Origin of the sequence: Lactococcus sp. S64 (genome assembly GCF_016516525.1) — a bacterium.
In the GTDB taxonomy this organism is placed as follows: Bacteria; Bacillota; Bacilli; order Lactobacillales; family Streptococcaceae; genus Lactococcus; species Lactococcus lactis.
Genome location: NZ_JACVUQ010000009.1, coordinates 1 through 24,883 on the forward strand (window position 1 = coordinate 1; position 24,883 = coordinate 24,883).

25 protein-coding genes and 1 tRNA gene are annotated in these 24,883 nt (G+C 34.8%); 20 read left to right on the top strand and 6 right to left on the bottom strand.

Annotated features, from left to right (window positions below):
• The 8 genes from IAE51_RS09490 to IAE51_RS09525 all read left to right on the top strand — a co-directional run.
• Positions 1–804: SpaA isopeptide-forming pilin-related protein (locus IAE51_RS09490; protein ID WP_200095252.1), on the top strand; the 804-nt coding region annotated here is incomplete at its 5' end.
• 1,249 nt (positions 805–2,053) lie between these two features.
• Positions 2,054–2,344, top strand: a complete 291-nt coding sequence (locus IAE51_RS09495; RefSeq protein WP_200095254.1) for a WXG100 family type VII secretion target — start codon at positions 2,054–2,056, stop codon at positions 2,342–2,344.
• 44 nt (positions 2,345–2,388) lie between these two features.
• Positions 2,389–2,787 (top strand): hypothetical protein, encoded by a 399-nt coding sequence (locus tag IAE51_RS09500; RefSeq protein ID WP_200095256.1) that lies wholly within the window; start codon positions 2,389–2,391, stop codon positions 2,785–2,787.
• Positions 2,784–4,043 (top strand): hypothetical protein, encoded by a 1,260-nt coding sequence (locus IAE51_RS09505; RefSeq protein ID WP_200095258.1) that lies wholly within the window; start codon positions 2,784–2,786, stop codon positions 4,041–4,043. Before IAE51_RS09500 ends, IAE51_RS09505 begins: the two co-directional genes overlap by 4 nt.
• A 12-nt stretch (positions 4,044–4,055) precedes the next feature.
• Positions 4,056–4,373 (top strand): hypothetical protein, encoded by a 318-nt coding sequence (locus tag IAE51_RS09510; protein WP_200095260.1) that lies wholly within the window; start codon positions 4,056–4,058, stop codon positions 4,371–4,373.
• A 2-nt stretch (positions 4,374–4,375) separates the two neighbouring features.
• The gene (locus tag IAE51_RS09515; RefSeq protein ID WP_200095262.1) at positions 4,376–4,636 is read left to right on the top strand and encodes a hypothetical protein; all 261 of its coding nucleotides are present in this window, start codon (positions 4,376–4,378) and stop codon (positions 4,634–4,636) included.
• Between the two features lie 95 nt (positions 4,637–4,731).
• On the top strand, positions 4,732–6,009 hold the full coding sequence (locus IAE51_RS09520) for a zinc ribbon domain-containing protein (RefSeq protein WP_200095264.1): 1,278 nt from the start codon (positions 4,732–4,734) through the stop codon (positions 6,007–6,009).
• Positions 6,010–6,135: 126 nt separating this feature from the next.
• The gene (locus tag IAE51_RS09525) at positions 6,136–6,678 is read left to right on the top strand and encodes a site-specific integrase (RefSeq protein ID WP_370524369.1); all 543 of its coding nucleotides are present in this window, start codon (positions 6,136–6,138) and stop codon (positions 6,676–6,678) included.
• A 34-nt stretch (positions 6,679–6,712) separates the two neighbouring features.
• On the opposite strand, the gene IAE51_RS09530 is transcribed toward IAE51_RS09525, so the two are convergent.
• The 3 genes from IAE51_RS09530 to tgt form a co-directional block, all read right to left on the bottom strand.
• Positions 6,713–7,519: a hypothetical protein gene (locus IAE51_RS09530; RefSeq protein ID WP_200095266.1), complete on the bottom strand. Its 807-nt coding sequence runs from the start codon at positions 7,517–7,519 to the stop codon at positions 6,713–6,715.
• A gap of 180 nt (positions 7,520–7,699) precedes the next feature.
• Positions 7,700–7,772, bottom strand: a tRNA-Thr gene (locus IAE51_RS09535).
• A gap of 62 nt (positions 7,773–7,834) precedes the next feature.
• Complete coding sequence (gene tgt / locus IAE51_RS09540; RefSeq protein WP_058206668.1) at positions 7,835–8,983, bottom strand: tRNA guanosine(34) transglycosylase Tgt; 1,149 nt, start codon at positions 8,981–8,983, stop codon at positions 7,835–7,837.
• A gap of 191 nt (positions 8,984–9,174) precedes the next feature.
• On the opposite strand from tgt, the gene IAE51_RS09545 reads away from it, so the two are divergent.
• Positions 9,175–9,867: a DUF975 family protein gene (locus IAE51_RS09545; protein ID WP_003129712.1), complete on the top strand. Its 693-nt coding sequence runs from the start codon at positions 9,175–9,177 to the stop codon at positions 9,865–9,867.
• Positions 9,868–9,927: 60 nt separating this feature from the next.
• Here IAE51_RS09545 and IAE51_RS09550 read toward each other — a convergent pair whose 3' ends face one another.
• Together IAE51_RS09550 and IAE51_RS09555 are read right to left on the bottom strand one after the other, a co-directional pair.
• The gene (locus tag IAE51_RS09550; protein WP_010905157.1) at positions 9,928–11,109 is read right to left on the bottom strand and encodes an MFS transporter; all 1,182 of its coding nucleotides are present in this window, start codon (positions 11,107–11,109) and stop codon (positions 9,928–9,930) included.
• A gap of 180 nt (positions 11,110–11,289) precedes the next feature.
• Positions 11,290–11,727: a CoA-binding protein gene (locus tag IAE51_RS09555; protein WP_017864002.1), complete on the bottom strand. Its 438-nt coding sequence runs from the start codon at positions 11,725–11,727 to the stop codon at positions 11,290–11,292.
• A 134-nt stretch (positions 11,728–11,861) separates the two neighbouring features.
• Between IAE51_RS09555 and IAE51_RS09560 the strand changes: the two genes are divergently transcribed.
• The 11 genes from IAE51_RS09560 to IAE51_RS09610 all read left to right on the top strand — a co-directional run bounded on the left by IAE51_RS09560 (position 11,862) and on the right by IAE51_RS09610 (position 23,409).
• Positions 11,862–12,653 carry a DNA/RNA non-specific endonuclease gene (locus IAE51_RS09560; protein WP_031559092.1) on the top strand — a complete coding sequence of 264 codons (792 nt, stop codon included), beginning with the start codon at positions 11,862–11,864 and terminating at the stop codon, positions 12,651–12,653.
• A 165-nt stretch (positions 12,654–12,818) separates the two neighbouring features.
• On the top strand, positions 12,819–13,028 hold the full coding sequence (locus tag IAE51_RS09565) for a hypothetical protein (RefSeq protein ID WP_010905160.1): 210 nt from the start codon (positions 12,819–12,821) through the stop codon (positions 13,026–13,028).
• Positions 13,029–13,039: 11 nt separating this feature from the next.
• The gene (locus IAE51_RS09570) at positions 13,040–13,279 is read left to right on the top strand and encodes a hypothetical protein (RefSeq protein ID WP_003129719.1); all 240 of its coding nucleotides are present in this window, start codon (positions 13,040–13,042) and stop codon (positions 13,277–13,279) included.
• Positions 13,280–13,475: 196 nt separating this feature from the next.
• On the top strand, positions 13,476–15,059 hold the full coding sequence (locus tag IAE51_RS09575) for an APC family permease (RefSeq protein ID WP_033899174.1): 1,584 nt from the start codon (positions 13,476–13,478) through the stop codon (positions 15,057–15,059).
• A 68-nt stretch (positions 15,060–15,127) separates the two neighbouring features.
• A complete protein-coding gene (locus IAE51_RS09580; RefSeq protein ID WP_003129721.1) occupies positions 15,128–16,342 on the top strand; it encodes a pyridoxal phosphate-dependent aminotransferase in 1,215 nt (404 codons plus the stop codon).
• 152 nt (positions 16,343–16,494) lie between these two features.
• Entirely contained in the window at positions 16,495–17,283 is a 789-nt protein-coding gene (gene codY / locus IAE51_RS09585; protein ID WP_003129722.1) for a GTP-sensing pleiotropic transcriptional regulator CodY, read from the top strand.
• Between the two features lie 561 nt (positions 17,284–17,844).
• Positions 17,845–18,150 (top strand): Asp-tRNA(Asn)/Glu-tRNA(Gln) amidotransferase subunit GatC, encoded by a 306-nt coding sequence (gatC, locus tag IAE51_RS09590; RefSeq protein WP_200095268.1) that lies wholly within the window; start codon positions 17,845–17,847, stop codon positions 18,148–18,150.
• A complete protein-coding gene (gene gatA / locus IAE51_RS09595) occupies positions 18,150–19,610 on the top strand; it encodes an Asp-tRNA(Asn)/Glu-tRNA(Gln) amidotransferase subunit GatA (protein ID WP_015425676.1) in 1,461 nt (486 codons plus the stop codon). The genes gatC and gatA overlap by 1 nt, the downstream gene beginning before the upstream one ends.
• Positions 19,611–19,613: 3 nt before the next feature.
• A complete protein-coding gene (locus IAE51_RS09600; RefSeq protein ID WP_200095270.1) occupies positions 19,614–20,216 on the top strand; it encodes an NUDIX hydrolase N-terminal domain-containing protein in 603 nt (200 codons plus the stop codon).
• A gap of 39 nt (positions 20,217–20,255) precedes the next feature.
• Entirely contained in the window at positions 20,256–21,689 is a 1,434-nt protein-coding gene (gene gatB / locus IAE51_RS09605) for an Asp-tRNA(Asn)/Glu-tRNA(Gln) amidotransferase subunit GatB (protein WP_003129725.1), read from the top strand.
• 220 nt (positions 21,690–21,909) lie between these two features.
• A complete protein-coding gene (locus IAE51_RS09610) occupies positions 21,910–23,409 on the top strand; it encodes an amidase family protein (RefSeq protein ID WP_200095272.1) in 1,500 nt (499 codons plus the stop codon).
• Between the two features lie 81 nt (positions 23,410–23,490).
• Here the strand turns inward: IAE51_RS09610 and IAE51_RS09615 are convergent, their stop codons facing one another.
• The gene (locus IAE51_RS09615; protein WP_010905168.1) at positions 23,491–24,831 is read right to left on the bottom strand and encodes an MATE family efflux transporter; all 1,341 of its coding nucleotides are present in this window, start codon (positions 24,829–24,831) and stop codon (positions 23,491–23,493) included.
• Positions 24,832–24,883 lie beyond the last annotated feature (52 nt).

The following is a 24,883-nucleotide window of genomic DNA, read 5'->3' on the forward strand; positions in this document are numbered from 1 at the left end:
TATATCTTGAATACTTCAAAAGTTGATTTTACTATTTCAACAAAAGAAGAGGGTCAACCCAAAGTAGTCATGGCTTCCGATAATTTCATCAACTATCAAGGATCTGCTGAATTAATTAAACATGACAGCCAAGGTCAAGCTTTAGAAGGCGCAGTCTTTAAAGTTATTGATTCAAAAGGAAAGAGTATCAAAGAGAACTTGGTTTCTGATAAAGAAGGAAAAGTTTTAATTGAAAATCTTGTACCAGGAGATTATTCATTTGTTGAGACAAAAGCTCCAAGTAGCTATATCTTGAATACTTCAAAAGTTGATTTTACTATTTCAACAAAAGAAGAGAATAAACCAAAAATAGTTATGGCTTCAGAGAACTTTATCAATTATCAAGGATCTGCTGAATTAATTAAGGTAGATGAGAATGGTAAATCTCTTTCAGGTGCAGTCTTTAATGTTACTAATAGTGAAACTCATGAAGTAGTTATTAAGGGGATCAAAACTGATGCAAATGGAGTAATTAAGGCAAATCATCTAAAACCAGGTAAATACACTTTTGTTGAAACAAAGGCTCCAGCAGGTTATCAATTAAGTCAAGAAACTAGAGCTTTTGAAATTAAAGCAAGCGCAGAAAACAAACCACAAGTTGTTAATACTGGAAAGTTCATCAATAAAAGACTTCCAATTACACCTAAAAAGCCAGAATTACCTAAGACAGGAGAAGAACGAAATACTTTCTTGCCTATAGTTGGTGTTGGACTATTAATGGTGGGTGCTACTTTATATGTATTTTTTAAAAGACGTAAAATGTAAAATTATATAAAAACATGGCTTTAGCCATGTTTTTGATTTGGAAAAAGTGGTAGTGACTTAATACAAAAATATTTTAGTTTGTAATACCTAAAAATAATACTTCAGTTTGCAGTATTCCAATAAGTAAAAAATATTTGGCTATATTAGAACTACTCAAAAAAACTCAAAATCATGTAAATATTAAGCTTGGATTGGCCCAATAGAGAAAATTTTTTCTTTCATCATTATAGTTTGCAAAATGGTATTCCAAATGTAGTCACAGTAAATAAAACAATGAAAAAGATGTTAAATGAGTTAGAAATTGAGCCAATAATTACAAGTGATGTGTTAGATAAACTTTTGATAGTGTACTACTAAGTTAAGGTATCGATAATAAAGTAGTGGCAAAGTTAATGGGCATAAAGATACATCAATGCTAATAAAAATATAATTAAAAGAATATGATGAAATAATAAAAACCTTGTATATCAACGATACAAGGTTTTTTATCTATGCCGAGTGCAAGAAGTGGCAATATAAAATAATAATCTTTTAGTTTAATAATAGTATTTTAGATGATGTTATAAATTTATATTTGCTAAAAGAACAAGGATAAATTTATAAAAAAACAAAAAAGTTATAAGAAAAGTTATAAAATTTACTTTAAGAGGATTATAGAAATTGGGTTATCAAAATTTGATGGATTTCGAGAATTATGGAATGGTTTTATTTAGTAAGAGTAAGAAAGAGAATCGCATAAAATAAGCAGTTTATCATATACAATATTTTTTACAAGCTATAAGGTACTGTAAATTGGACACTTTATGGACACCAAATTTACAAAATAAGGGGCTAATATTTTAAGAATAAGTAACCTTTTATTTTGTAAATTTTTTAGTTTTCAAAACTAATTTAACAAATCATCTTGTAATGCTATAATACTGAGAAAAGAGACTATTATGAAATCTTGGTTCGTTATAATGTCATATAATGTTCTAGTAGTCAATTTTTTTTAATAGAATTAACCACAAACTTAACAATAAGATAGAGAAGTATATAGGAGTATTTATGAAAATAAGTACGAAAGTTACAAAATAAAGAGTCGCTAAAAATCTTCTTAGTGACTCTTTATTTTATAATTTTTCAACAATCATTACAGATGTTATTTTTTGTTGCCCAAAATAAGGGCAAAGGTGAATCAAAAAACAAATTGACATGTTAAAGAAAAAAAAGTAAAATATAATTATCAAACTAAAAAGGATGTGTAAAAATGTCACAAATTTCTGTAACTCCTGAAGAACTTAAACAGCAGTCCCAAACATACCTTCAAGCTAAAGAACAAATTGAACAAGCAATCCAACGTGTAAATTCAATGAATAGCACAATTGCGGAAGAATGGAAAGGTCAAGCCTTTCAAGCTTATTTAGAGCAATACAACCAATTAGAACAAAATGTTCGTAAATTTGAAGAATTGCTTGAAAGCATTAACCAACAATTGAACAAGTATGCAGATACAGTTGCGGAACGTGATGCACAAGACGCTCAAAGCTTTGGGTTCTAAATATAAGTAGCCAAATGGCTACTTTTTTTGAAAAGGAATGAAAAATGAAACGGAAAAAAGTTATAGGGCTAGTCATTATAATGGGTGTGCTAATCCTCGTGATGTTCTTTGTCGGAAAGGTTTATATGAATAATAAAGTAAATGAAAAACTAGAAAATCAAAAACAAGCAGCAATTTCGTTGAGAAATGAATATAAAGATTTAGAAGAAGTTGTTTTTAATAAAGATGGTGGAAATGATTCAGGTACAGAAAATGATTTTGGAACTTGGTATATAAACGTAAAAATAAAAATTTCTAATGAATGGTATGAGATTGCAACTGGAAAAGATGGTGGGACTTATGGTGGAATTCCTAAAAAGTTTCCAGAAGATAAAATTGGTGGAAAAACCACTAATCCTACAAAAGTTAAATATAGTAATGGAAAGGAGGAGATATTAGAATGACAACACCCAAACAATACTCAGGATTAGATAATATTGTATATGATACTGATTCAGTAAAATTAAAAGAGCCAGTTAGATCAGGGAAATTTGTTTATGAAAACTATCCTAAAAATACTGGTCAGAAGTATGAAATATTAAATACTGTAGATACGAATGATAAGTATAATAGCCAAGGATATGAAAAGAATGGATTTCAAGGAATGGTTGTTGCTCCTGTAGTAAATGGAAAAACTGATTATAACCATGTGATAATGGCTTTTGCTGGAACAAATGCTACGGATTGGCACTTAAATGATTTGAGTGCTGATTTATCTAATGTGGTGCTTGGTTTTGAAAAAGATGGAACATTAGATTCTCAATTTGCGAGTGCCCAACAATTTTATAATGAAATGGCTCAAATATACGGTGCAAGTAATATTGATTCTGTGACTGGTCACTCTTTAGGAGGAGCATTAGCTCAAAAAGTGGCTGCTGCTAACCATATTCCTGCGGTTACTTTTTCAACAGCTGGAGTAGGTTCACAGTTAACCGAAAAAGAAAAAGCCTGGATTAATGGAGATGGGAAAGAATTTATTTTGAATTTCATGCATAAAGGCGACCAGGTCTCTTCTATGACTAATGCTTCAGATTTTGGAACGGCAATTTATGCTGGTGATTTTGGGAGTGGTGCTTTATTGTCAGGGCATTTCTTAACTTCTTATAAATTCGCAAAAGATGGTTCTTTAAAAGATGCTGTAAATGGAGTATGGAGCATTACAGATAAAGGAACCTTAAGTACTGGAATTTCTCTGATTCAAAAAAGTTTTAAATCTCAAATTAAGGGATTGAATGATTTAAAATCAAAATTTACTTCAAGTGGAGGAGGACTTTCATCTGGCGAAAAAATTTATTTAGATGATACTCGAGCTTTAGCGATTGTTTCGACAGCTGGAGCTGAATTTGATTTATCAATGGTTAATGTCATGAAAAATTATCAAGAAGGAATTAAAGAATCAGAAAAACTATGGCAAGACACTTTTAATAAAGCGGTAGGTATGGGAAATCTTCTTGAAACTTGGGAAATTTACGAAGCACTTGAAATGGTTGGTTTTACGCAAGAGAATATTGTCGGCTTTCCAACAGGGCAGTACCAAAATAAAATTGATAAAGTCAGAACAATGAGTAATCAATTTAAAACGCTTGAGAGTGAAATCAAAGGAAAAATTTCAGAGTTGGTTGCTCGAGATAGTGAATTAGCCCAACAACTTAAAGGATAAGGAGCGAATATTTTGATTAATGAAGAGGAATTACTACGTGATTATCGTTATCAAAGAACACAATTAGAAGAACAAGAAGATGAACTTCGAAGAGGAGAGCGTTCCGTTAACGATATGATTGAGCAAGCCACAAATGAAATTGGACGTATGCTTCAAGAAGTCGATGGAGATGTCTCTGAAGCGTCTGATTTTTCTCGTTATCGATTAAATCATCTCTCTCAAGAGATGACCGAAGCGTTTGAAACTGAAAAAAGAACGGTACAATCTAAAATTGAAGAATCAGAATTAGACTTTAACCAAAAATTTAGACAGTTACAAGAAAAGGATTGAGTATGGATATTGTAGATGAGCTGATAAAAAAGGTACAAAAAGAATTACAGAAAATTAAAGTTCAAACATTGGGAAAAACAGGAACAGTCACTAGCTATAAGCAAAGAGACAAGCGCCAAAAAAGTGCACAATTAGAATCAGAGACAGCTAAACAATCTATTTCTAAAAATTCATCAGAGCTTAAAGAAGCAATTAAAGGTAAGTTTAGTGATAAATTATCCGACACTTTTGAAAAACAAAAACAAATGTTGGATAATATTTGAATTAAAATGACTGAAAATAGATATAAGTTTTTATAGTCTTTTTTAATGAATTATTTGTTAAGTTAATGGTGAATTTTCAAAATTAAGGAGTAAGTATGGCTACAAAAGAAGAATGGAAAAAAGGTTTCCGTCAGTTGAACGATAGGGAACCATCAGTAGAAGAGTTTTTAGAAGCGCAAGCTAAAGGAGAAATTGACATTGAAGAAAATGATGAGTTAAAAGCCCCTAACTCTAAAACAGAAGATATTATTAGCAGGGTTAAAAAAGACAAGAAAATATTTATTGCTATTGGGGGAATTATAGCGGGATTGATTGTTATAATAGGTATTTTCTCTTTTATGGTTGGTCGTCCTAAAAATATTATTAATGAAGTTAAAGTTGACTTCTCAGGATATAATAAGCAAGGGAGTGCTGAGTTATCTGGTAACTATAAATATTTAATGGAATCAATAATTGCTAAGAAAGTAGGATATAGCAATTCAGATGTAGAAGCTATCAAAAAGGGGAATGAACAGGTTTTATCCGCTGATTATACTAAAGCGCCACAAGTTGAAAAGTATATAGAGGATACAGCGGTACGACTTGATAAAGATTCGGATTTATCCAATGGAGATAAACTTACGTTAAGTGTAAATACACACTTAAAGGATAATCCTATCCAATCTTCTAAAAAAACAATAAAAGTTTCAGGTTTAAAGAAATCAACATCTTATACGATGAGTGATATTATAAAAAAATATCCTATTAAAATAAAAGGTTATAATCATTTTGGGAAAACTGAATTTGATGATAAGATTTATTCTTTATCAGAGCCTTCTGATTCGTACTCTTCAGATATTAGTACGGATGGAGAGGAGTTAACTAATGGTGACTCTATTAAAGTATATCTTTCAAATGATTATATTAATACTTTGTCTGAAAAAGGACAAATTATTGAAGGTAAAAAAGAAACTAATATTAAAGTATCAGGTTTACTAGATTCACCAAAAATTTCAAATCAAAATGATTTATTAAATCAGATTGATACAGTAGCTAGAAATAATCATAAATCTAATGATTATGATAAATATACAGTTACTCGTCAAGATAGTTACTTTATTGGTACAAACATTTCAGATTCTGATGCAGAAGGGTTTTCTGTGGTATCTATTTATAAAATTGATGATGACCAAGTGCTTTTTGGAGACCATAAGAAAACAACAGATTATTATATCTATGGTTACAAAGGCTTAGAACTTAGTGGAGACAAGATTAATATTTCTTCACTAACTAAAGAAGATTCTTATGGTGAATATCAAAGCAGTTTTAGTTCAACTCAAGAAGCCTTAGATAGTTTAAAATCAGATTATCCAAGTTTAGTAAAATTAAATTAAAAATAAAATAAAAGACTAGATAAAATTCTAGTCTTTTTTGTTTTATGGGGTACCAGTCCATTTTTTAAGAAGTCCATTTTCGAGGAAAGTAGAATTTGCTCCACATTCTGTACAATAGTATCATTTATTGAATATTTTTTATTTAAGACTGATCTTAGATATGGAGAACTGGTGGGTTTGAAATGGGAAGATGTGGATTTTAAAAATGGCTATATAAAAACATATCATAGATTTAATACAAAAATGTATAAGTTTGTAAAACCCAAAAATGATACTTCAGTTCGTAGTGTTCCAGTAAGCAAAAAAGATTTGGATATATTGGAACAATTAAAAAAAGCTCAAAATCAAGTAAATATTGAGCTTGGGTTGAGTAATACAGAAAATTTTCTCTTTTATCATTATGGCTTGCAAAATGGTATTCCAAATGTAGCCACGATAAATAAGGCAATGAAAAAGATGTTAAATGAGTTAGAAATTGAGCCAATAATCACAAGTAAAGGTGCTAGACACACTTTTGGTAGTGTACTATTAAGTAAGGGTGTAGATATTCAAGTAGTGGCAAAGTTAATGGGGCATAAAGATACCTCAATGCTAATAAAAATATATGCCCATTTATTAGAAGAAATGAGAATTAAAGAGTTTGATGAAATTAAAAATTTTTTAAATTAAAAAATTAATAATAGATTCTAAAGTTCAAGTGATTCTAATTTACATTAAATAATTTTTTCAACTTTTCTGACTTATTATCATTATCAGATTCAGAATAGATTTTATAGGCTTGTATACAAAGATTTTTTTGTTCTTTCTCAGTGGGATGTTTAACACTTATCTTCATATAAATATTAAAATATTTCTGACGCCAAGCACCAAACATAATATTTTCATCTTCAGCATCAGTTTTATAGAGAATTAATATTGAAAAGAAAATCCAAAAATCCTCTAAAAGATCTTGTTTATTGAGTGATTCTGAAATAGTGTATGTTTGGATAAATAATTCTTGAGCAATTTGAATTTGTACAATTCGTTTCTGGTCTCCTTTTAGGTCTTCATAATAATCGTAGTATTCCCAATTTTTCAGCTTTTTCTTCAAAGATGGAGAAGCGTATTTGAAATCAATAAGCATGTTTCGAATATAGTCACTGAGCTTTGATTCAAATTGTTCAATAGTTAATTTTCTACTATGACCAGAAAGAGTAACCAGATAATCAAGGTAATTTGAAAAAGGATAATAATATTTTAAAATAAAATTATTGTAGACTTCTTCTTCAGTTTTAATTTTCTCCTTATCCTTTTCATTTCTTTTTTCTATAAGTAAAACAACAAATACACCAATCACACCGATTATTGCTCCTAAATAATTGCTCCAAAAAGAGAACCAATCAGAAGCGTTACCAAAAGTTCCAAAGTTTGGAGTATATTTTACCATAAAGCCTACAAACAAAGGTAGAATAAGAATTGTCGCTATGAAAATTATAATAATGGAGTTGTTATTTTTGGTTTTTTTATTCATGATTACTTTGTCCTATTTTTTATGTTCTTGGCTCTATTTTTAACACTTTTATATGATTATATCATATTGTAATATAGTAATAGAAAATGTTAAAAATAGAGGTTATAAGAATATGATAAAAATAGAAAAAAGAGTAAAGGAAAAGCCTTATATATCAACTATACAAGGCTTTTGAATTAGTGCCGAGTGCAGGAATCGAACCTGTGACCCCTTCGTTACGAGTGAAGTGCTCTACCGACTGAGCTAACTCGGCACATAATGAGAGTGGTTACCCACTTTTATTATGATACAACTTTTTAAACCTATTTTCAAGAACTAGAAGTCTTTGGCATTGGGTTGATTGTAGCCGTAACGCTCACAGAAATCTTCTCGGAATTCCAGAAGGTTGTCATCTATAATGGCCCCGCGAACGTCTTTCATTAGATTTACGAGGAAGTGAAGATTGTGGTATGAACAAAGACGAAGGCCAAAAGTTTCATCGGCTTTGATTAAATGACGAAGGTAGGCGCGTGTATAGTTAGTGCATGTGTAGCAATCGCACATTGGGTCAAGTGGAGTAAAATCGTGTTCGTATTTAGCATTACGAATGTTAACTCGACCGAAATGAGTCATTAGAGTTCCATTACGAGCAATTCGTGTAGGAAGAACGCAGTCAAACATATCAACTCCACGGATAACTCCATCAATCAAGCTGTCTGGTGCACCAACACCCATTAAATAGCGGGGTTTGTCTTCTGGAAGCATTGGTGTTGTAAAGTCAAGGACAGCATTCATTTCTTTATGAGATTCACCAACGGCAAGACCACCGATAGAATAACCAGCGAAATCCATTGAAGTCAAGTCTCTAGCTGATTGACGACGTAAATCTTCAAAACCAGCTCCTTGAACAATTCCGAAAAGTCCTTGGTCATTTGGACGACGGTGAGCATTGAGGCCACGCTCAGCCCAACGGGAAGTTCTTTCAACAGAGGCTTTGACATAGTCATAGGGTTGATAGAAAGGTGGACATTCGTCAAAGGACATCATGATGTCAGAGCCAAGATTATTTTGAATGCTTATTGCTTTTTCGGGGTTAAGAAAAAGTTCACGTCCGTCCAAATGGCTCTTGAACTTAACGCCTTCTTCTGTGATATTTTTTTTGTTTTGAACTAGGCTGTAAACCTGGAAACCACCACTATCAGTCAGGATAGGTTGGTCCCAATTCATAAATTTGTGAAGACCGCCAGCTTCAGCGACGAGTTCATCTCCGGGTCGTAACCAGAGGTGGTAAGTGTTTGAGAGAATAATCCCTGAGCCTAATGTTTTGAGTTCTTCTGGGCTCATTGTTTTAACGGTAGCTTGAGTACCTACGGGCATAAACATTGGAGTTGGGAAGGTACCATGTGGTGTGATGATTTCTCCTAATCTTGCTCCTGTATGTTTTTCTTTTTTTATTAATCTGTATTTTATTGCGTGTTCTGTCATAAGATTCCTTTATTTACTCGTAGAATCGAGTCTTCTTGTAGCTTAAAAAGCAAGCACTTATAAGTATAACAAAAATTAAACGCTTTTTATAGATGATTTTTTGAAAATCGGGCGAAAGTCTTAGAGATTTTACCTATTTATTGGTATAATTAAGTAAATATAATGTAAGACAAATTATTGGGAGGTATTTTATGTCAAGATGGGAATTGAAAAATCAAGCCAAAGGAGCTTTAAAAGATAATTTTGGTTCAAAAATGTTACTCTTTATTATTCCAATTATTGCGGGGATTTTAGGTGGAGGAAATGGTGTAAAGCAGTCCATGGACTACAATACTTCTAATTTTGATAGTATTCCAGGTAGTGTTTGGATGGTGATTAGCTTTGCGACTTTGCTTATTGCTATTTTAATGATTGTTGTAGCCTTGTTTGTTTCAGTTGTAACAGTTGGGGCAATTTTTAACTATATCAAAATTTTCCGTGGTGAACGAAATAATCCACAATTTAAAAATGTTTTTGGACCTTTCTATGATGGTTCAGCTGGCAAAATTATTCTTTTAAGTATTGTCAAAGGGGTGATTTTTGTTGCCTTGATGTTTATCCCAGTGATTGGTTGGGCATTTGCAATTTATTTGGGACTTGGTTGGTCACAAGCAACTTATGTTTTGTTTGATCAGTTAGAAGAAGGACGTTACAGCGGTGTTATGGGCGTTCTTAGCGAATCAGCAACAATGATGAAAGGTTTGCGTGGAAATTACTTCATTTTCAAATTGAGTTTCTTCTGGTGGTATGTTCTTTATGGTATCTCAGGTGGTTTAGCAGGATTCTGGACTACTCCTTACCTCAACATGGCTTCAATTGCTTATTACGAAAATATTGGTAAATAATAAAAAAGCTGTCAAAGTTACTGACAGCTTTTTTTATTTACTGACAGAACAATCAGTAGCTTAATTTTCACGTTTAGCATGACGTCCATGAACGAAATGGTAAATGACAGCAATTAGAAGTGCAAGAATTGCTGAGGCAAAATAGAGATTACGATAGCCTAATAGAGGCATAAACATTCCTAAAATAAAGGGTCCAAAACCGACACCCATATCCATAAAGCCAAAGAAAGTAGAAGTTGTGATTCCTAAACGATGAGCTTCTGAATTACGGATGGCAATTGCTTGTCCAAAAGGCGAAAATGAGCCGTAGCCTAAACCGATAAATATAGCAGCAAGGAGCAACATCCAACCAGAATGAGCAAAACCAATCAGTAAAAGGCCAAGTGCAAAGAAGAGGTAGGTTGGATACATTACAAAGTTATCACCAAAGCCGTCAAAGACACGACCAGTAATTGGACGAGAAAGAAGGACAGTAATGGCATAAACTAAGAAGAAAAATGAGGCAGCCTCTGAAAGGTGAATATTACGAGCGTAAGCATCCATAAATGACAGAATACTTGAGTATGAAATACCTATGAGAAAGGCAATTAATGAAATTGGTAAAGCTTCTTTTTCAAAGTAATTTGACCAAGCGAATTTTTTATGCACTTTATTATCGACAGAATTAGAGCTGTCAGTAGTTTTTTCAACATGTATGAAGAAAATTCCGACTAAGGCAATAAATAAAAGTAAGGCAGAAAGCCAAATTAATGAATAAAAACCTGATGTCCGGTAAAGAAACATTGATAAAAAGGGACCAACTGCTGACGATAATGTGACAGAAAGCGCATAATAACCAATTCCCTCACCACGTCTTGAAGAAGGAACAATGGCACCAGCCAAAGTTCCAGAAGCTGTTGCAGCAATACCGAATCCAAGTCCATGTACAAGACGTAAAATTAATAGTAGAACGACACTATGCACAAAGAAATAAGCAAAGGTAAGCAAGAAATAAATGAGTGTTCCTATGTACAAAAGTTTTTTTGCACCAAGGCGTTTCATATTATTTCCAGCCCAAAGTCGAGCAATAAATCCGCCGACAATAAAAATTCCAGATAAAATACCAGCGATACTAGCAGAAGCGTGATAACGTTCCATAGCCATTGTACCAATAACAACAGTAGGGAGATAAAAAACAAGATAAAAAATAAAATTAAGTAACATATTAACAACGAAAGTTGTTGTCCAAAGTTTTTCTTTCATAAAGTTCCTTTCTTTGAGAAAAATTTATGAATGCGTAAACATCCGCCTAAAAAACAGATAAAACTCCCGCTTTTTAGACGAGAGTTTTGTGTTTGCGTAATTCAACTTTATTATTGTATCAAAAAAAATCGATAAAATGTTGCCGGGGAAACGTAATAGTCTATAAAATAACTTTTGTAGTCATTTTTTCCCTAAGCCTGAATAGGCATATTCAATTTTAATACAGCGATTCATCACAATTTTATTTCTTCCTGCTTCTCGAAGAATTTGTTCAGCTTCTTGAGATTGTAAGCCCAATTGCGCCCAGAAAATATCGGCGTCAGTTTCAATGAAGTCACGAGCAACATCCGCCAAAAATTCACTTCGACGAAAGATATCAACGATATCAATATGAAATGGAACTTCTTTGATAGAAGGGTAGACTTTTTCACCTAGTAATTCACGGCCAGCAAGTCTTGGATTGACTGGAATAACATGGTAGCCATTTTGTTGTAATCCTTGAGCAATTAAAAAAGATGAACGGTCTGTTTTATCGCTAATCCCAACGACAGCGATGGTTTTTGCATTTTTGAGATAATCAAACATTGCCTCTTGTTCTGGATTTTCAAATTCGTACATTAGATTTCCTCCTCCTGCTTTGTTTTTATTATACAATATTAAGGGAAGTGGTGTGGTTTAAAAGCTTCTTTAAAATGATTATAAAAGTTTTTCAGAATTGTAAAATTCTTGAAATTTTTTGCTATAATTAGGCTATGAATAAGAAACAAATAAAAACACTAACAAGCGTCATTGTAGTCATTATTGCACTGGCTGTAGGATATTTTGGTTCGGGACGTCTGCATTTGGGACAAGGAAATAATTCGGCTACTGATAATAGTAGTCAAGTTTCCACAAAATCACTGGCAAGTTCGGTTAAACAAGCTCCTTTAACTTTTAAAAATCAAAGACAAATGGTCATGGCCAATATTGATGCTTTAGGTCGTGCGGTTGATTCACATATTCAATTGAAAGATTCTCAAGAACCTAAAGTCAAACGTGAACCTTTGACCTATAATCCAGTTGGTTGGCATAATTATAATTTTTATTATAAAAAATCAGATGGTTCGATTGGTAAAATGTGGCTAATGGCTCGTGGCCATTTGGTGGGTTATCAATTTTCAGGTCTAAATAATGAAGCAAGAAATTTAGTGCCAGAAACGGCTTGGTTCAATGGTGGAAATTTCACTGGAACCAATGATGGAAATACAGCCAGCATGCTTTATTACGAAAATCGTTTGGACAGTTGGCTTGCAAATCATCCCAATTATTATTTAGATTACCAAGTGACCCCTCTCTACGAAGGAAATGAACTTTTGCCTCGACAAATTCGTTTGGCTTATGTTGGAATTGATAAAAATGGTCAAACCTTGTCTATCAAACTCGGTGGTGGTCGTGAAAAGTCAGGAAATGGTGGAGCAACTGTCGTTGTTCTTGACAATGTCGCTCCAAATGCAAAAATTAATTATGCTGACGGGACCGCAGTTAACACAGTCAGCCCTAAATAGTTACTGACAGACTGTTCTGTCAGTAAAATAAAGCTCTGTCAGTAAAAAAAATGCTTGAAAAATCAGTCAAAAGACTGAGAATTCGGGCTTTTTTTCTTGCTATAATTAATATATAAATACAAATTCATGAGTGATTAGAATTTGTTAATTATCGGAGGAAAGAGAATGTTTTTACTACTTATACTATTTTTAGCTATGTTACTTTTTATAAAAGGATTCTTTAAAATTGTTTTACCTGCTTTGATTATATTAATGATTTTGAAATTTTTGTTCGGTGGTTTAATGCTCTTACTTAGTCCGCATTTTTGGGGGACTTTGCTCGTAATTAGCATTATTGTATGGCTTGTGAGAGCCAGTCGTAGTCGTTACTACTAAAAGGAGAAAAAATGTTTGTAGGATTTTTATCAGGTTTGATTGTAATGGGGGCTTTGCTTTCAATTTTGTTAGTGCTTTTGGGAGTGATGGCATTGAGAGTATTTGTACGCTATATCTTGCCCATTTTACTTATTTTACTGATTGTTCGTTTGATTATTTCAGGGATTGTACTTTTGTTTAACCCGCACTTTTGGTTATTCATTGCTGTTGTCGCTTTGGTCCTTTGGATTCTTGGTAAAATTAGGAATTAAGTAGTTTATAAATAATATTAACTTATAGAAATTACTGACCTTTTTGTCAGTAATTTTTTGCTTATAATTTTATAATCATTTTTAACTTTATTGAGTGTTTTCCAAAAATTTGGTATAATTTTTTTACAACTGTGTATTTGAAACAAGCATTTTGTTTATAAAAAAGATTTCCGCTAAGGAAACATCGGAGGACGTCATGTCAAATGAATACAGATCCCGCTCGTCACGTCGTGAGCGGAGAAGCTCTCGTTGGGCAAATAAAGATTCTGATGTCGTGGAAGCGGCAGCGAATCAAGCAATCAGGCATTTAGAAGAAGAACCAGAAGGTCAAAACGTCGAACGAACTTCAAGACAAAAATTGACACATGAAAAAACACTCAGAATTCCTTTAGCAGTCTATGGATTACTTACGGGTCTGTCAGTGCTTTTAGCATTAACTTTTTATGCATTTCCTTTGTGGAAACCAGTAGCCACAGCCAGCCAATCACAAAACCTTTATTCAGGATTTGCGATGCATCATGGTTTAGTTCCTTTTAATGATTTTTATGGGACAGGTGGTACGGTTTTTTATCTCATTAATTGGTTAGGGAATATTGGTGGGACGACTTGGCTTTTATGGCTTTTTGAAATTATTGCTTTACTAATCAGTGGAATTTTAGTTTACCGCTTAGTGGGTCAACAAACGAAAAATCAAACGGCATCACTAACTGTATCGGTTTTTACCTTAGTTATTATTGCAGGTTTGGCAAGAGGAGGAGATAGTCCAACGCTCTTTGCTCTTCCTTTTGCCTTATGGGCAGCACGATTTTTGAGTTCTTATTTCCAAGATAGTTCTACAGATAGGGGATTTATTCGATTTGGAATGGCAGCTGCCTTTGCCTTAGTCATTTCTCCTGTCATGTCAGTTTTCTTTATTTTATCTGCTATCGCTCTCATTATTCATAATGTGGGTAGCCGTAAAATTGGACGTGGTTTTTACCAAATGCTGGCAACAATTTTGGGAGTTCTATTAGTAGGTTACTCAGTCGCTTATTATTCTCTTGAAGAACAAACAATCTATACTTCTATTGAACAATCTATTTTAATTCCCTTTACACATTTTGGTCCAAGTGGTGATTTATTATTAACTCTTGCTAAAGCTTTAGTTCTCACTCTTATTTTTGGAATTGTTGCAGGTTTCGTCCAAGGAATTGTACAACTCAAAAAGGGTGGACCAGCCAGAGTTTGGTATGTCATGATGCTTATTGGAATTGTTGGATTGACAACGATGATTGTTTTTGCTCAGACTTTTGATAGTTCTAATCTTTTGGCTGTCCTGCCATTTACAATAGTTTTTGCAGGTCTTGGGTTGACAGATAGCGATCAAATTTTGTTGAAATATCTGCAAAATCGTTTATTTGCTCCGATTTTGGCAATACTTTTTGTCATTTTTACACCAATTAGTTATCATTTCATGAACCGAACAATTGCTTCAGAAGAGCAAAGTGTGGCACAATATATTAAGGCAAATGCCACAGGTTCTGACCGAGTTTATGTTGTCGCTGATGGTAAAAATATTAACAATTTGACCAAAACAATTTCAACTTTAGATAATGTTCCAGCAAATTATCCAATTAAATTTACCCAAAGTTATGATTTGAAAGTGGGTAAATTATCAGATAAATTCGTTGTTTTACAGGCCAGTGAGAAAGCTCCGACTAGTTTGAAAAAAGTTTTAGATAAAGACTATAAAGTGACTAACTATGCTGGAAAATATTTCCAAGTCTATAAAAAGAAATAAACTAGTGTTACCAGAATCTGTTTGTAAGTTTTGAAAATCAAAACTTCATAATATTACGGAGGTCAATAATGAGAAAATTTGAAAAATCGCATAAACTTGATAATGTCAGCTATGATATTCGTGGTCCAGTATTGGATGAAGCACAAAGAATGCGAGCCAATGGTGAAAAAATTCTTCGATTGAATACAGGAAATCCAGCTGAATTTGGCTTTCTTGCTCCTGATGAAGTCATTAGTGACTTGATTCAACATGCTGTGGATAGCGAAGGATATTCAGATTCTAAAGGGATTTTCTCGGCTCGTAAAGCGATTATGCAATACTGTCAGCTCAAGGGTTTTCCTAATCTTGATATCAATGATATTTTCACAGGTAATGGGGTTTCTGAATTGATTGTTATGGCCATGCAGGGACTTTTGGACACAGGGGATGAGGTTTTGATTCCTATGCCTGATTATCCACTTTGGACGGCTTCTGTCAGCTTAGCTGGAGGAACAGCTGTTCATTACCTCTGTGATGAACAGGCTGGTTGGTTCCCTGACATTGATGATATTCGCTCAAAAATCACAAGTAATACAAAAGCCATTGTTTTGATTAATCCTAATAATCCAACGGGTGCGCTGTATTCTAAAGATTTATTGCTTGAAATTGTTCAAGTGGCTAGAGAAAATAATTTAATTATTTTCTCTGACGAAATTTATGACCGATTGGTTATGGATGGAGCAGTTCATGTTCCGATTGCTAGCTTGGCACCAGATCTTTTTGTGGTCACAATGAATGGCCTCTCAAAATCACACCGCATTGCGGGATTCCGCGTGGGGTGGATGGTTCTGTCAGGTGAAAAATCACATGTCAAGGGTTATATTGAAGGTTTGAATATGCTGGCTTCAATGCGACTTTGTTCCAATGTTTTAGCTCAATCAGTCGTACAAACTTCACTTGGTGGCACTCAATCGGTTGATAAATTGCTGTTGCCGGGTGGACGAGTTTATGAACAAAGAGAATTCATTTATAAAGCCATCAATGATATTCCAGGATTATCTGCGGTCAAACCTCAAGCAGCTTTCTATATTTTCCCTAAAATTGACAGAGAAATGTATAAAATTGATAATGATGAACAATTTGTCTTGGACTTTTTGAAGCAAGAAAAAATCCTGCTTGTTCATGGTCGAGGATTTAATTGGAAAGAGCCAGACCATTTCCGAATTGTTTATCTGCCTCGTGTGGACGAATTAGCGGAAATACAAGAAAAAATGGAACGTTTCCTTTGGCAATATCGTAAATAATAAATAGAAAAAGATGTATGAATAATTCGTATATCTTTTTTTGTTGAGAGTAATTTTCTGACAATTTTTATTGTTTTTCATGCTTTTTTATGTTATACTGATTATGAAAAATTTTGTATAAAAACAAGAATATAAAAAAATAGGAGAACAAAGTGGCTACATTACTTGAAAAAACACGTAAAATCACCGCGATTTTGCAAGATGGAGTGACCGATTTGCAACAAGAGTTGCCATATAACAGTATGACTGAACGCTTGGCAAACGTCATTGATTGCAATGCATGTGTGATTAATACGAAGGGCGAGTTGCTTGGTTACTCATTGCCTTATAATACAAACAATGACCGTGTTGACCAATTTTTCTATGATCGTAAATTGCCTGATGAATATGTTCGTGCGGCAGTACGTATCTACGATACAATGGCAAACGTTCCTGTTGACCGTCCATTAGCAATCTTCCCAGAAGAAAGCCTTGGCGATTTTCCAAAAGGTGTGACAACTTTAGCACCTATTTATGGTTCTGGAATGCGTTTGGGAACATTTATCATGTGGCGTGAAGACGGCGAATTCACTGATGATGATTTGGTCTTAGTTGAACTTGCAACAACAGTAATTGGTGTTCAACTCTCAAATCTTAAACTTGAACAAATGGAAGAAAATATCCGTAAAGACACCATGGCAACTATGGCTGTTAACACACTTTCATATTCAGAAATGAAAGCTGTTAAAGCAATCATTGAAGAGCTTGATGGTGAAGAAGGGCATGTTATCGCTTCTGTCATTGCTGACAAGATTGGGATTACACGTTCAGTCATCGTTAACGCTTTGCGTAAACTCGAATCTGCTGGTGTAATTGAATCACGTTCACTTGGTATGAAAGGAACTTATCTTAAAGTTCTTAATACTGGTTTATTTGATAAACTTGCAGGACGTAATTTCTAAAAGCCAGGGTCTTAGCGCTTTAGCGCTTAGACTTCGGCTTCACAAAAAGCTCCTATCGCAGATGGGAGCTTTTCGTGCGTTATAAGAGTTTCAAACAAATTTTTATTAGTTTAGAATGTGAAAATTACTGGCGAATTCATGTTAGCGCTTCGCCCTTTTATCATTCGCTTGCGACTCGCGTTGGTGCTTTATAAGTCTTTTAATCAAAATCCTATCAGGTTAGGTCAGAAGGTTGAACTTGCTGACAGAAGCCACATACATGGTTAGAGTACTATTTAGTTTCACAAACAGCTCCTATCTCAGATGGGAGTTGTTTGTGTCTTATAAAGATTATCGATTACAGATTTATAATTACTGACGAAATTATCTGTCAGCAATTTTTAAAATTGTATCAGAGATAAATTTTTCTGTCAGTAATTTTGCTTTCTATTTTTACTGACAAAAAGTTCTGTCAGTAAAAAAATGACTGGTAAATGGTTTAAAATCACTGACAGACTGTTAAAATGCCGATTTTTTGTTATAATTAACAAGAATAAACTCTAAAAAATGGAGATTGAAAATATGAGTCAAATTACAGAGGAACAAGTCAAGCACGTGGCGCTTTTGTCAAAGCTTGAATTCTCGGTAAATGAAGTAAAATCATTTACCGATACTTTTGGAAAAATCATTGATATGGTTGAAATGTTAGATGAAGTTGATGGTGAAGGTGTCCCATTTACTATGAATGTGGCAGATAATCTCAACTTCATGCGTGAAGATGTGGCAGAAAAAGGACTTGACCGTGAAAAACTCATGGCAGCCGTTCCTGAAAAAGAAGACGGCTTTATCAAAGTTCCAGCAATGCTTTCTGATGGAGGAGATGCTTAATGTCATACAATAACAAATCAATCAAAGAGCTTCATGAGCTACTTGTAAATAAAGAAATTTCTGCTCTTGAACTGACAAAAGCAACGCTTTCTGATATTTCTGCACGTGAACCACAAATTGATGCTTTTTTGAAAATTACAGAAGAAAAAGCTTTGCAAGATGCCGCCGCAATTGATGCTCGTGGAATTAATCCAGACGTTGTGACTGACGGAATCTCAATTGCTGTCAAAGATAATATTGTTACAGAAGGAATTGAAACAACAGCTGCCTCAAAAATTCTTGGAGGTTGGATTCCACCTTATAATGCAACGGTTGCGAATAAATTGAGCGAATCTGGGTTAATTACAATTGGTAAACTCAATATGGATGAGTTTGCGATGGGTGGTTCTGGTGAAAATTCTTCAGTTAAGCCAACCAAAAACGCTTGGGATCAAACAAAAGTACCTGGTGGTTCTTCATCTGGTTCTGCGGCTTCAGTTGCTTCTGGTCAAGTTCGTTTATCATTGGGTTCAGATACGGGTGGCTCAATTCGCCAACCTGCCGCATTCAATGGTATTGTTGGTTTGAAACCAACTTATGGTCGTGTGAGTCGTTTTGGTTTAATTGCTTTTGCTTCATCATTAGACCAAATCGGTCCATTGGCGCCAACAGTCGAAGAAAATGCTCAACTTTTGAATGTCATTTCTGGCTTTGATAAAAATGATAGCACATCATCAAATGTTGCAGTTCCCGACTTTACAAGTAAAATTGGTCAAGACATTAAAGGAATGAAAATTGCTTTGCCTAAAGAATATTTTGGTGAAGGAATTGATGAAAAAGTAAAAGAACAAATTTTGGCAGCAGCTAAACATTTGGAAAAATTGGGTGCCATTGTTGAAGAAGTTAGTCTTCCTCACAGTAAATATGGTGTTGCAGTTTATTATATTATTGCCTCTTCTGAAGCCAGCTCAAATCTTCAACGTTTTGATGGTATTCGTTACGGTTATCGTGCACAAGACATCAAAAATCTTGAAGATTTGTATGTAAAATCACGTTCTGAAGGATTTGGTCCAGAAGTTCAACGTCGAATTATGTTAGGAACTTTCAGTCTTTCAGCAGGTTCTTATGATAAACATTTCAAAAAAGCAGGTCAAGTTCGTACTTTAATCATCAATGATTTTGCAAAAGTTTTTGAAAAATATGATTTAATCTTAGGCCCAACAACTCCGACACCAGCTTGGGACTTGGGAGCACGTGTTGATGATCCACTTTCAATGTATTTGGCGGATTTATTGACAATTCCAGTCAACCTAGCTGGCCTTCCAGGAATTTCAATTCCTGCTGGTTTTGCCGATGGACTACCTGTGGGAATGCAATTGATTGGTAAACGTTACGATGAAGAAACGATTTATCAAGTAGCGGCTGCTTTTGAAGCAACTACTGATTTCCACAAAAAACAACCGATTATTTTTGGAAAATAAAAAATGGAATTTGACGAATTAATCAAGCGATTAAATGCAGTTGCTGATGCAGGACTTTTTTACGGGAAAGATGTCTTTGATATTGAACGTTATCATGAAATCAAAGCGATTTTACCTCAACTTTTAAAGCATTCAACTACTTTGACTAAAGAGGAGCTGACAGATCTCTTTCGTCCAAATAATTCTTATCCGACACCGATGATTGATGTGCGGGCTTTTATTCAAAATGAAGAAAAAGAGATACTCTTTGTTCGGGATAAAATTCAGGGAGACTGGGCCTTACCAGGTGGATATGGAGAGATTGGATTTACGCCAAGTGAAAATCTACTTAAGGAGTTGAAAGAGGAAGCTGGAGTTTCTGGAGAGATTGAGCGCTTATTAGCGATTTTCGATACAGACAAATGGCAACCGCAAGGAAAGCAATATAATAAATTTGTTTTTAAGTGTAAAGCTTTATCCATTGATTTTCTGGAAAATAGTGAAACTTCAGAAACGAAATTTATAAAACGCTCAGAGCTGACAAACTTGTCAGTAAAAAGAACGACCATGTCACAACTTAGTTTGCTTGAAAAATTGTCAAAAACCGGAAAACAATATATTGACTAGGATAATTTGACTTTCTTAAAGAAAGTATCGGAGAAAATAATGAACTTTGAAACAGTAATTGGGCTTGAAGTCCACGTTGAGTTAAGTACAAACTCAAAAATTTTCAGTCCCGCCTCAACAAAATTTGGTGGAGACCCTAATACAAATACAAATGTGATTGACTGGTCACTTCCTGGTGTTTTACCAGTAATGAATAAAGGGGTAATTGATAGCGGAATTAAAGCGGCTCTTGCTTTGAATATGGATATTCACAAATCAATGCATTTTGACCGCAAAAATTATTTCTATCCTGATAATCCCAAAGCTTACCAAATTTCACAATTTGATGAGCCAATTGGTTACAATGGTTCCATTGAAATTGAACTTGAAGATGGCCATAAAGCGACGATTCGCATTGAGCGCGCTCATTTAGAAGAAGATGCTGGGAAAAATACGCACGGAACGGATGGTTATTCTTATGTCGATTTGAATCGTCAAGGAGTACCATTGATTGAGATTGTCTCAGAAGCTGACATGCGCACTCCTGAGGAAGCTTATGCTTATCTGACAGCACTTAAAGAAGCCATTCTTTACACAGGAATTTCTGATGTGAAGATGGAAGAAGGTTCAATGCGTTGTGATGCCAATGTTTCGCTCCGTCCTTATGGTCAAGAAGCTTTTGGTGTGAAGACAGAAGTTAAAAACATGAACTCATTTAGCAATGTCAAAAAAGCTTTGGACTTTGAAGTCGACAGGCAAGCTAAGATTTTGCGCGCTGGTGGCGAAATTCGTCAAGAAACGCGTCGTTTTAATGACAAAACGGGTGAAACAATTTTGATGCGTGTTAAAGAAGGCGCTTCTGATTACCGTTACTTCCCAGAGCCAGATGTCCCTCGTTTTGAAATTTCTGACGAATGGATTGAGCAAATGCGTGAGAGCCTTCCAATGACGGCTAAAGCAAGACGTGCACATTATATTAATGATTTAGCTTTGTCTGATTATGATGCTCGTCAATTGACCGCAACTAAAGAAGTTTCTGATTTCTTTGATCAAGCGATTAAATTTGATACTGACCCTAAATTGGTGTCAAACTGGTTGCAAGGTGAAGTGGCTCAATATTTGAATAGTGAGAAAAAAGAACTTCATGAGATTGGCTTGACTCCAGAAAATCTGACAGAAATGATTCGTTTGATTTCAGATGGAACAATTTCTTCAAAAATTGCTAAAAAAGTCTTTATTGAATTAGCAAAAAATGGTGGTTCTGCCGAAGAATTTGTCAAGAAAGCTGGTTTGGTTCAAATTTCTGACCCTGCAGTGCTTTTGCCAATCATTCATGATGTATTTGCTAAGAATGAACAATCTGTAGCAGATTATCGTGGTGGGAAGCAAAATGCGGCGAAAGCTTTGGTTGGTCAATTAATGAAAGCAACTAAAGGACAAGCTAACCCAACGGTTGCGCAAAAACTTTTGTATCAAGAATTGGATAATTTCTAAGGATCAGCTGTATGAAACAGCTATCTTACATTTCATTCGGTCATAAGTTAGTGGAAGATAGTAATATGAAAACTTTATTTTGTTTTGCCAGTTATAATAATAAAAAATATCCGTCCTAATTTGGAACGGATATTTTTTATTATGATTGATAAGTATGGTAAAATGTTGGCAGAATGAGTTTGTCAGCAGATATATAAAACTCAGCTTTTAAAGGAGAACCATGCTTGAAATTAAAGATGCAACTTATTGGGCGGAGCAATTAAAATCAGGAAATCTTTCTGCCAAAGCGTTATTAGAAATGACAAATGACAAGATTCAAAAGCTCAATCCGCGTTACAATGCGATTATTGCTTATGATTTAGAAAAGGCAAAAGCTGATTTAGCTTTAACGAGTCAAGGTTTTTTTGCTGGTCTTCCTTTTGCTTTGAAAATGTTGGGACAAACTCATAAAGGATTGCCTGATACGGCTAGCTCTCACCTCTTTTCAGAGAATGTGGCATCAGAGGATGACAACTATGTTAAAGGACTCTTAGATGCTGGTTTCACGCCATTTGGACAAACGAATTCTCCAGAGTTTGGCTTTAAAAACATTTCTGATTCAAAACTCTACGGAGATACACGAAATGTCTGGAATGAAGCTTATTATTCGGGAGGGTCTTCTGGCGGAGCGGCGTCTGCCGTGGCTTCTGGGATGTTTGCAATTGCTGGAGCTTCAGATGGCGGTGGGTCGATTCGGATTCCAGCCTCATTTTCGGGCTTGATTGGACTTAAAATGACGAGAGGGCGGATGCCACAAGGGCCTGATTCTTACCGAGGATGGCAAGGAGCATCGATTTCTGGAGCTCTTACTGTATCTGTGCGAGATACGGCTCGTTTTGTGCTTGAAATGCAAACCCTACAAGAAGCAGCACCTTATCAGGCAAAATTGTTGGACGAAAAAGAACTTATAGCGCTCACTAAAAGTACTGACCAAGCTGTCAGCAATAATTTATCAAGAAAAATGAAAATTGCTTATTCACTCCAAAGCCCGATTTCTGGAATTGAATTATCAAAAGACGCCATAAATGCATGCCTAAAGGCAGTAGAGTTTTTAGAGCGTCAAGGTCATGAATTGACAGAAGTTGATTTTCCCATAGAAGCTCGTCCTTTGATTCAGTCTTATTATCGTATGAATGCGGCTGAAACAGTGGCCATGTTAGAACCTTGGGAACGGGCTGCCGGACGAAAATTGACGAGTCAAGATGTTGAACTTTTGACTTATGCGCTTTTAGAAGCCGGAAGAAAAGCTCCGGTGTCTTCTTATATCAACGCTTTAGCTCAGTGGGATCTTGCGGCTAGAGATTTTACTGACAAAATTTATAAAGATTATGATTTATTTTTGACGGCAACAACTGCTAAAACAGCCCCTAAAATTGGTCAGGAATTAATGACAGTGGAAGTATTAAAAGAAATGTCAGAAATTAGCCAATATGAATTTGAACAACAAATAGAGATTATTGAAGCCGCTTTTGAGCGTTCATTAGCTTTTACACCTTATAACTTCATCAGTAATTTAACGGGTCAGCCTGCGCTTTCTCTGCCCGTTTATGTTAATGAAGAAACGAATCTGCCACTTGGAATTCAACTTTGGGGACCAAAAAATTCTGAAATTGAATTATTGAAAGTTGCTAAAGAATTTGAGGAAGCGGGTCAATTTATTTTACCCAAAGCTTATCAATGAGTTTGATGATATTTTACTGACAGAAATTTTAAATCAAACCTATCAGTAAATTTAAAAGAAAAACCGCCCTAAGTGGCGGTTTTATGCTAAATCCTGATTTTGTCTAAAACGTTTAATCATGCGGATGGTTGTTGGAATTAAGATAGAGGTTGAACCCAGCCAAGCGGCAGGATTACTTGAGATAATTACCGTATAATTGAGTAAAAGAACACCAATGATAGCGACTCCTGCCCGCATGAAAAGCTCTGCAAAGCCACACAATGTTGGAATCTTGGCATTACCTAAGCCTTGAATTGTTGAGCGGGTAACGAATAAAATGGCTAACAACCAATAGAAACTTCCGTTCACAAGATAATAGTGACTCGACATCTCAATAACGGCTGTTTGGCTACTTGAAATGAAAGCAGTGGTGAAATAGAAGTGAGCAAGGTTTAAGATAATGGCAAAGATAATTGACCAACCGACAGCAATTGTAAGAGCCCGTGTTAAGCCTTGATTAATTCGTTTGTACTGTTTAGCCCCATAATTTTGTGCTCCAAAGGTTGCCATGGCAAGGCCGATTGAAATCATCGGGAGCATCGCAAATTGGTCAATTTTAGAAACGATGGCTTGGGTAGCGACAGCATTTGTTCCCATTTTATTCAAAGCGACTTGGAGCGTGATAGAGCCGATGGCAATAATACTTGATTGAAAGCCCATTGGAATACCAAGTCTAGCATGGTGGACAATTTCGGCACGATCTAGCCGCCATAAATTTTTTGAAATTTGAAATTCGGGAACTTTTCGTTTGATGTGCCAAAAAAGAAATAATACCGAAATCATTTGGGCTAAAATTGTTGCTCCACTTGCTCCAGCAATTCCTAATTTTAAGACTAAAATAGCAAAATATTCAAAGGCAATATTTAAAATTGAGGCAGCAATCAAAGCATATAATGGTGTTTTAGAATCGCCCAAAGCCCTTAGAGCATTAGACAGATAAGCGTAGAGATTAGTGGCAATCATTCCGCCTAACATAATGCTTAGAAAGGTCTTGGCACCTTCAAAAATTTGGCTTGGGGTCTGCATAACTTGAAGCAAAGGTCCCACAAAAATAAGGGACAATATGCTGAGCAAAATAGAAATCGCAATTGTAAAGTAGAGGCCCGTGACATAGGATTTTTTTATGGCTAACTCATCTTTTGCCCCGAAACGTTGGGCCGTTAAAATTGTCAAACCAGCAGTCATTCCTTGAGCAAAGCCGACAATTAAAAAGTTGATAGAGCCTGTCGCTCCAACGGAAGCCAAAGCATCTTTTCCCAAGGTTTGACCGACAATCAGAGTATCTGCCGTGTTATAGAGGACCTGAAAAAAGTTACCCATAAGTAAGGGCAAAGTAAATGCAATAAGTCCTGTTAAAATATTTCCTTTAGTTAAATCTTTCATTTTTTCCCTAAATACACTAAGTTGATTTCTTTATTTTAGCCCATTTTAATCG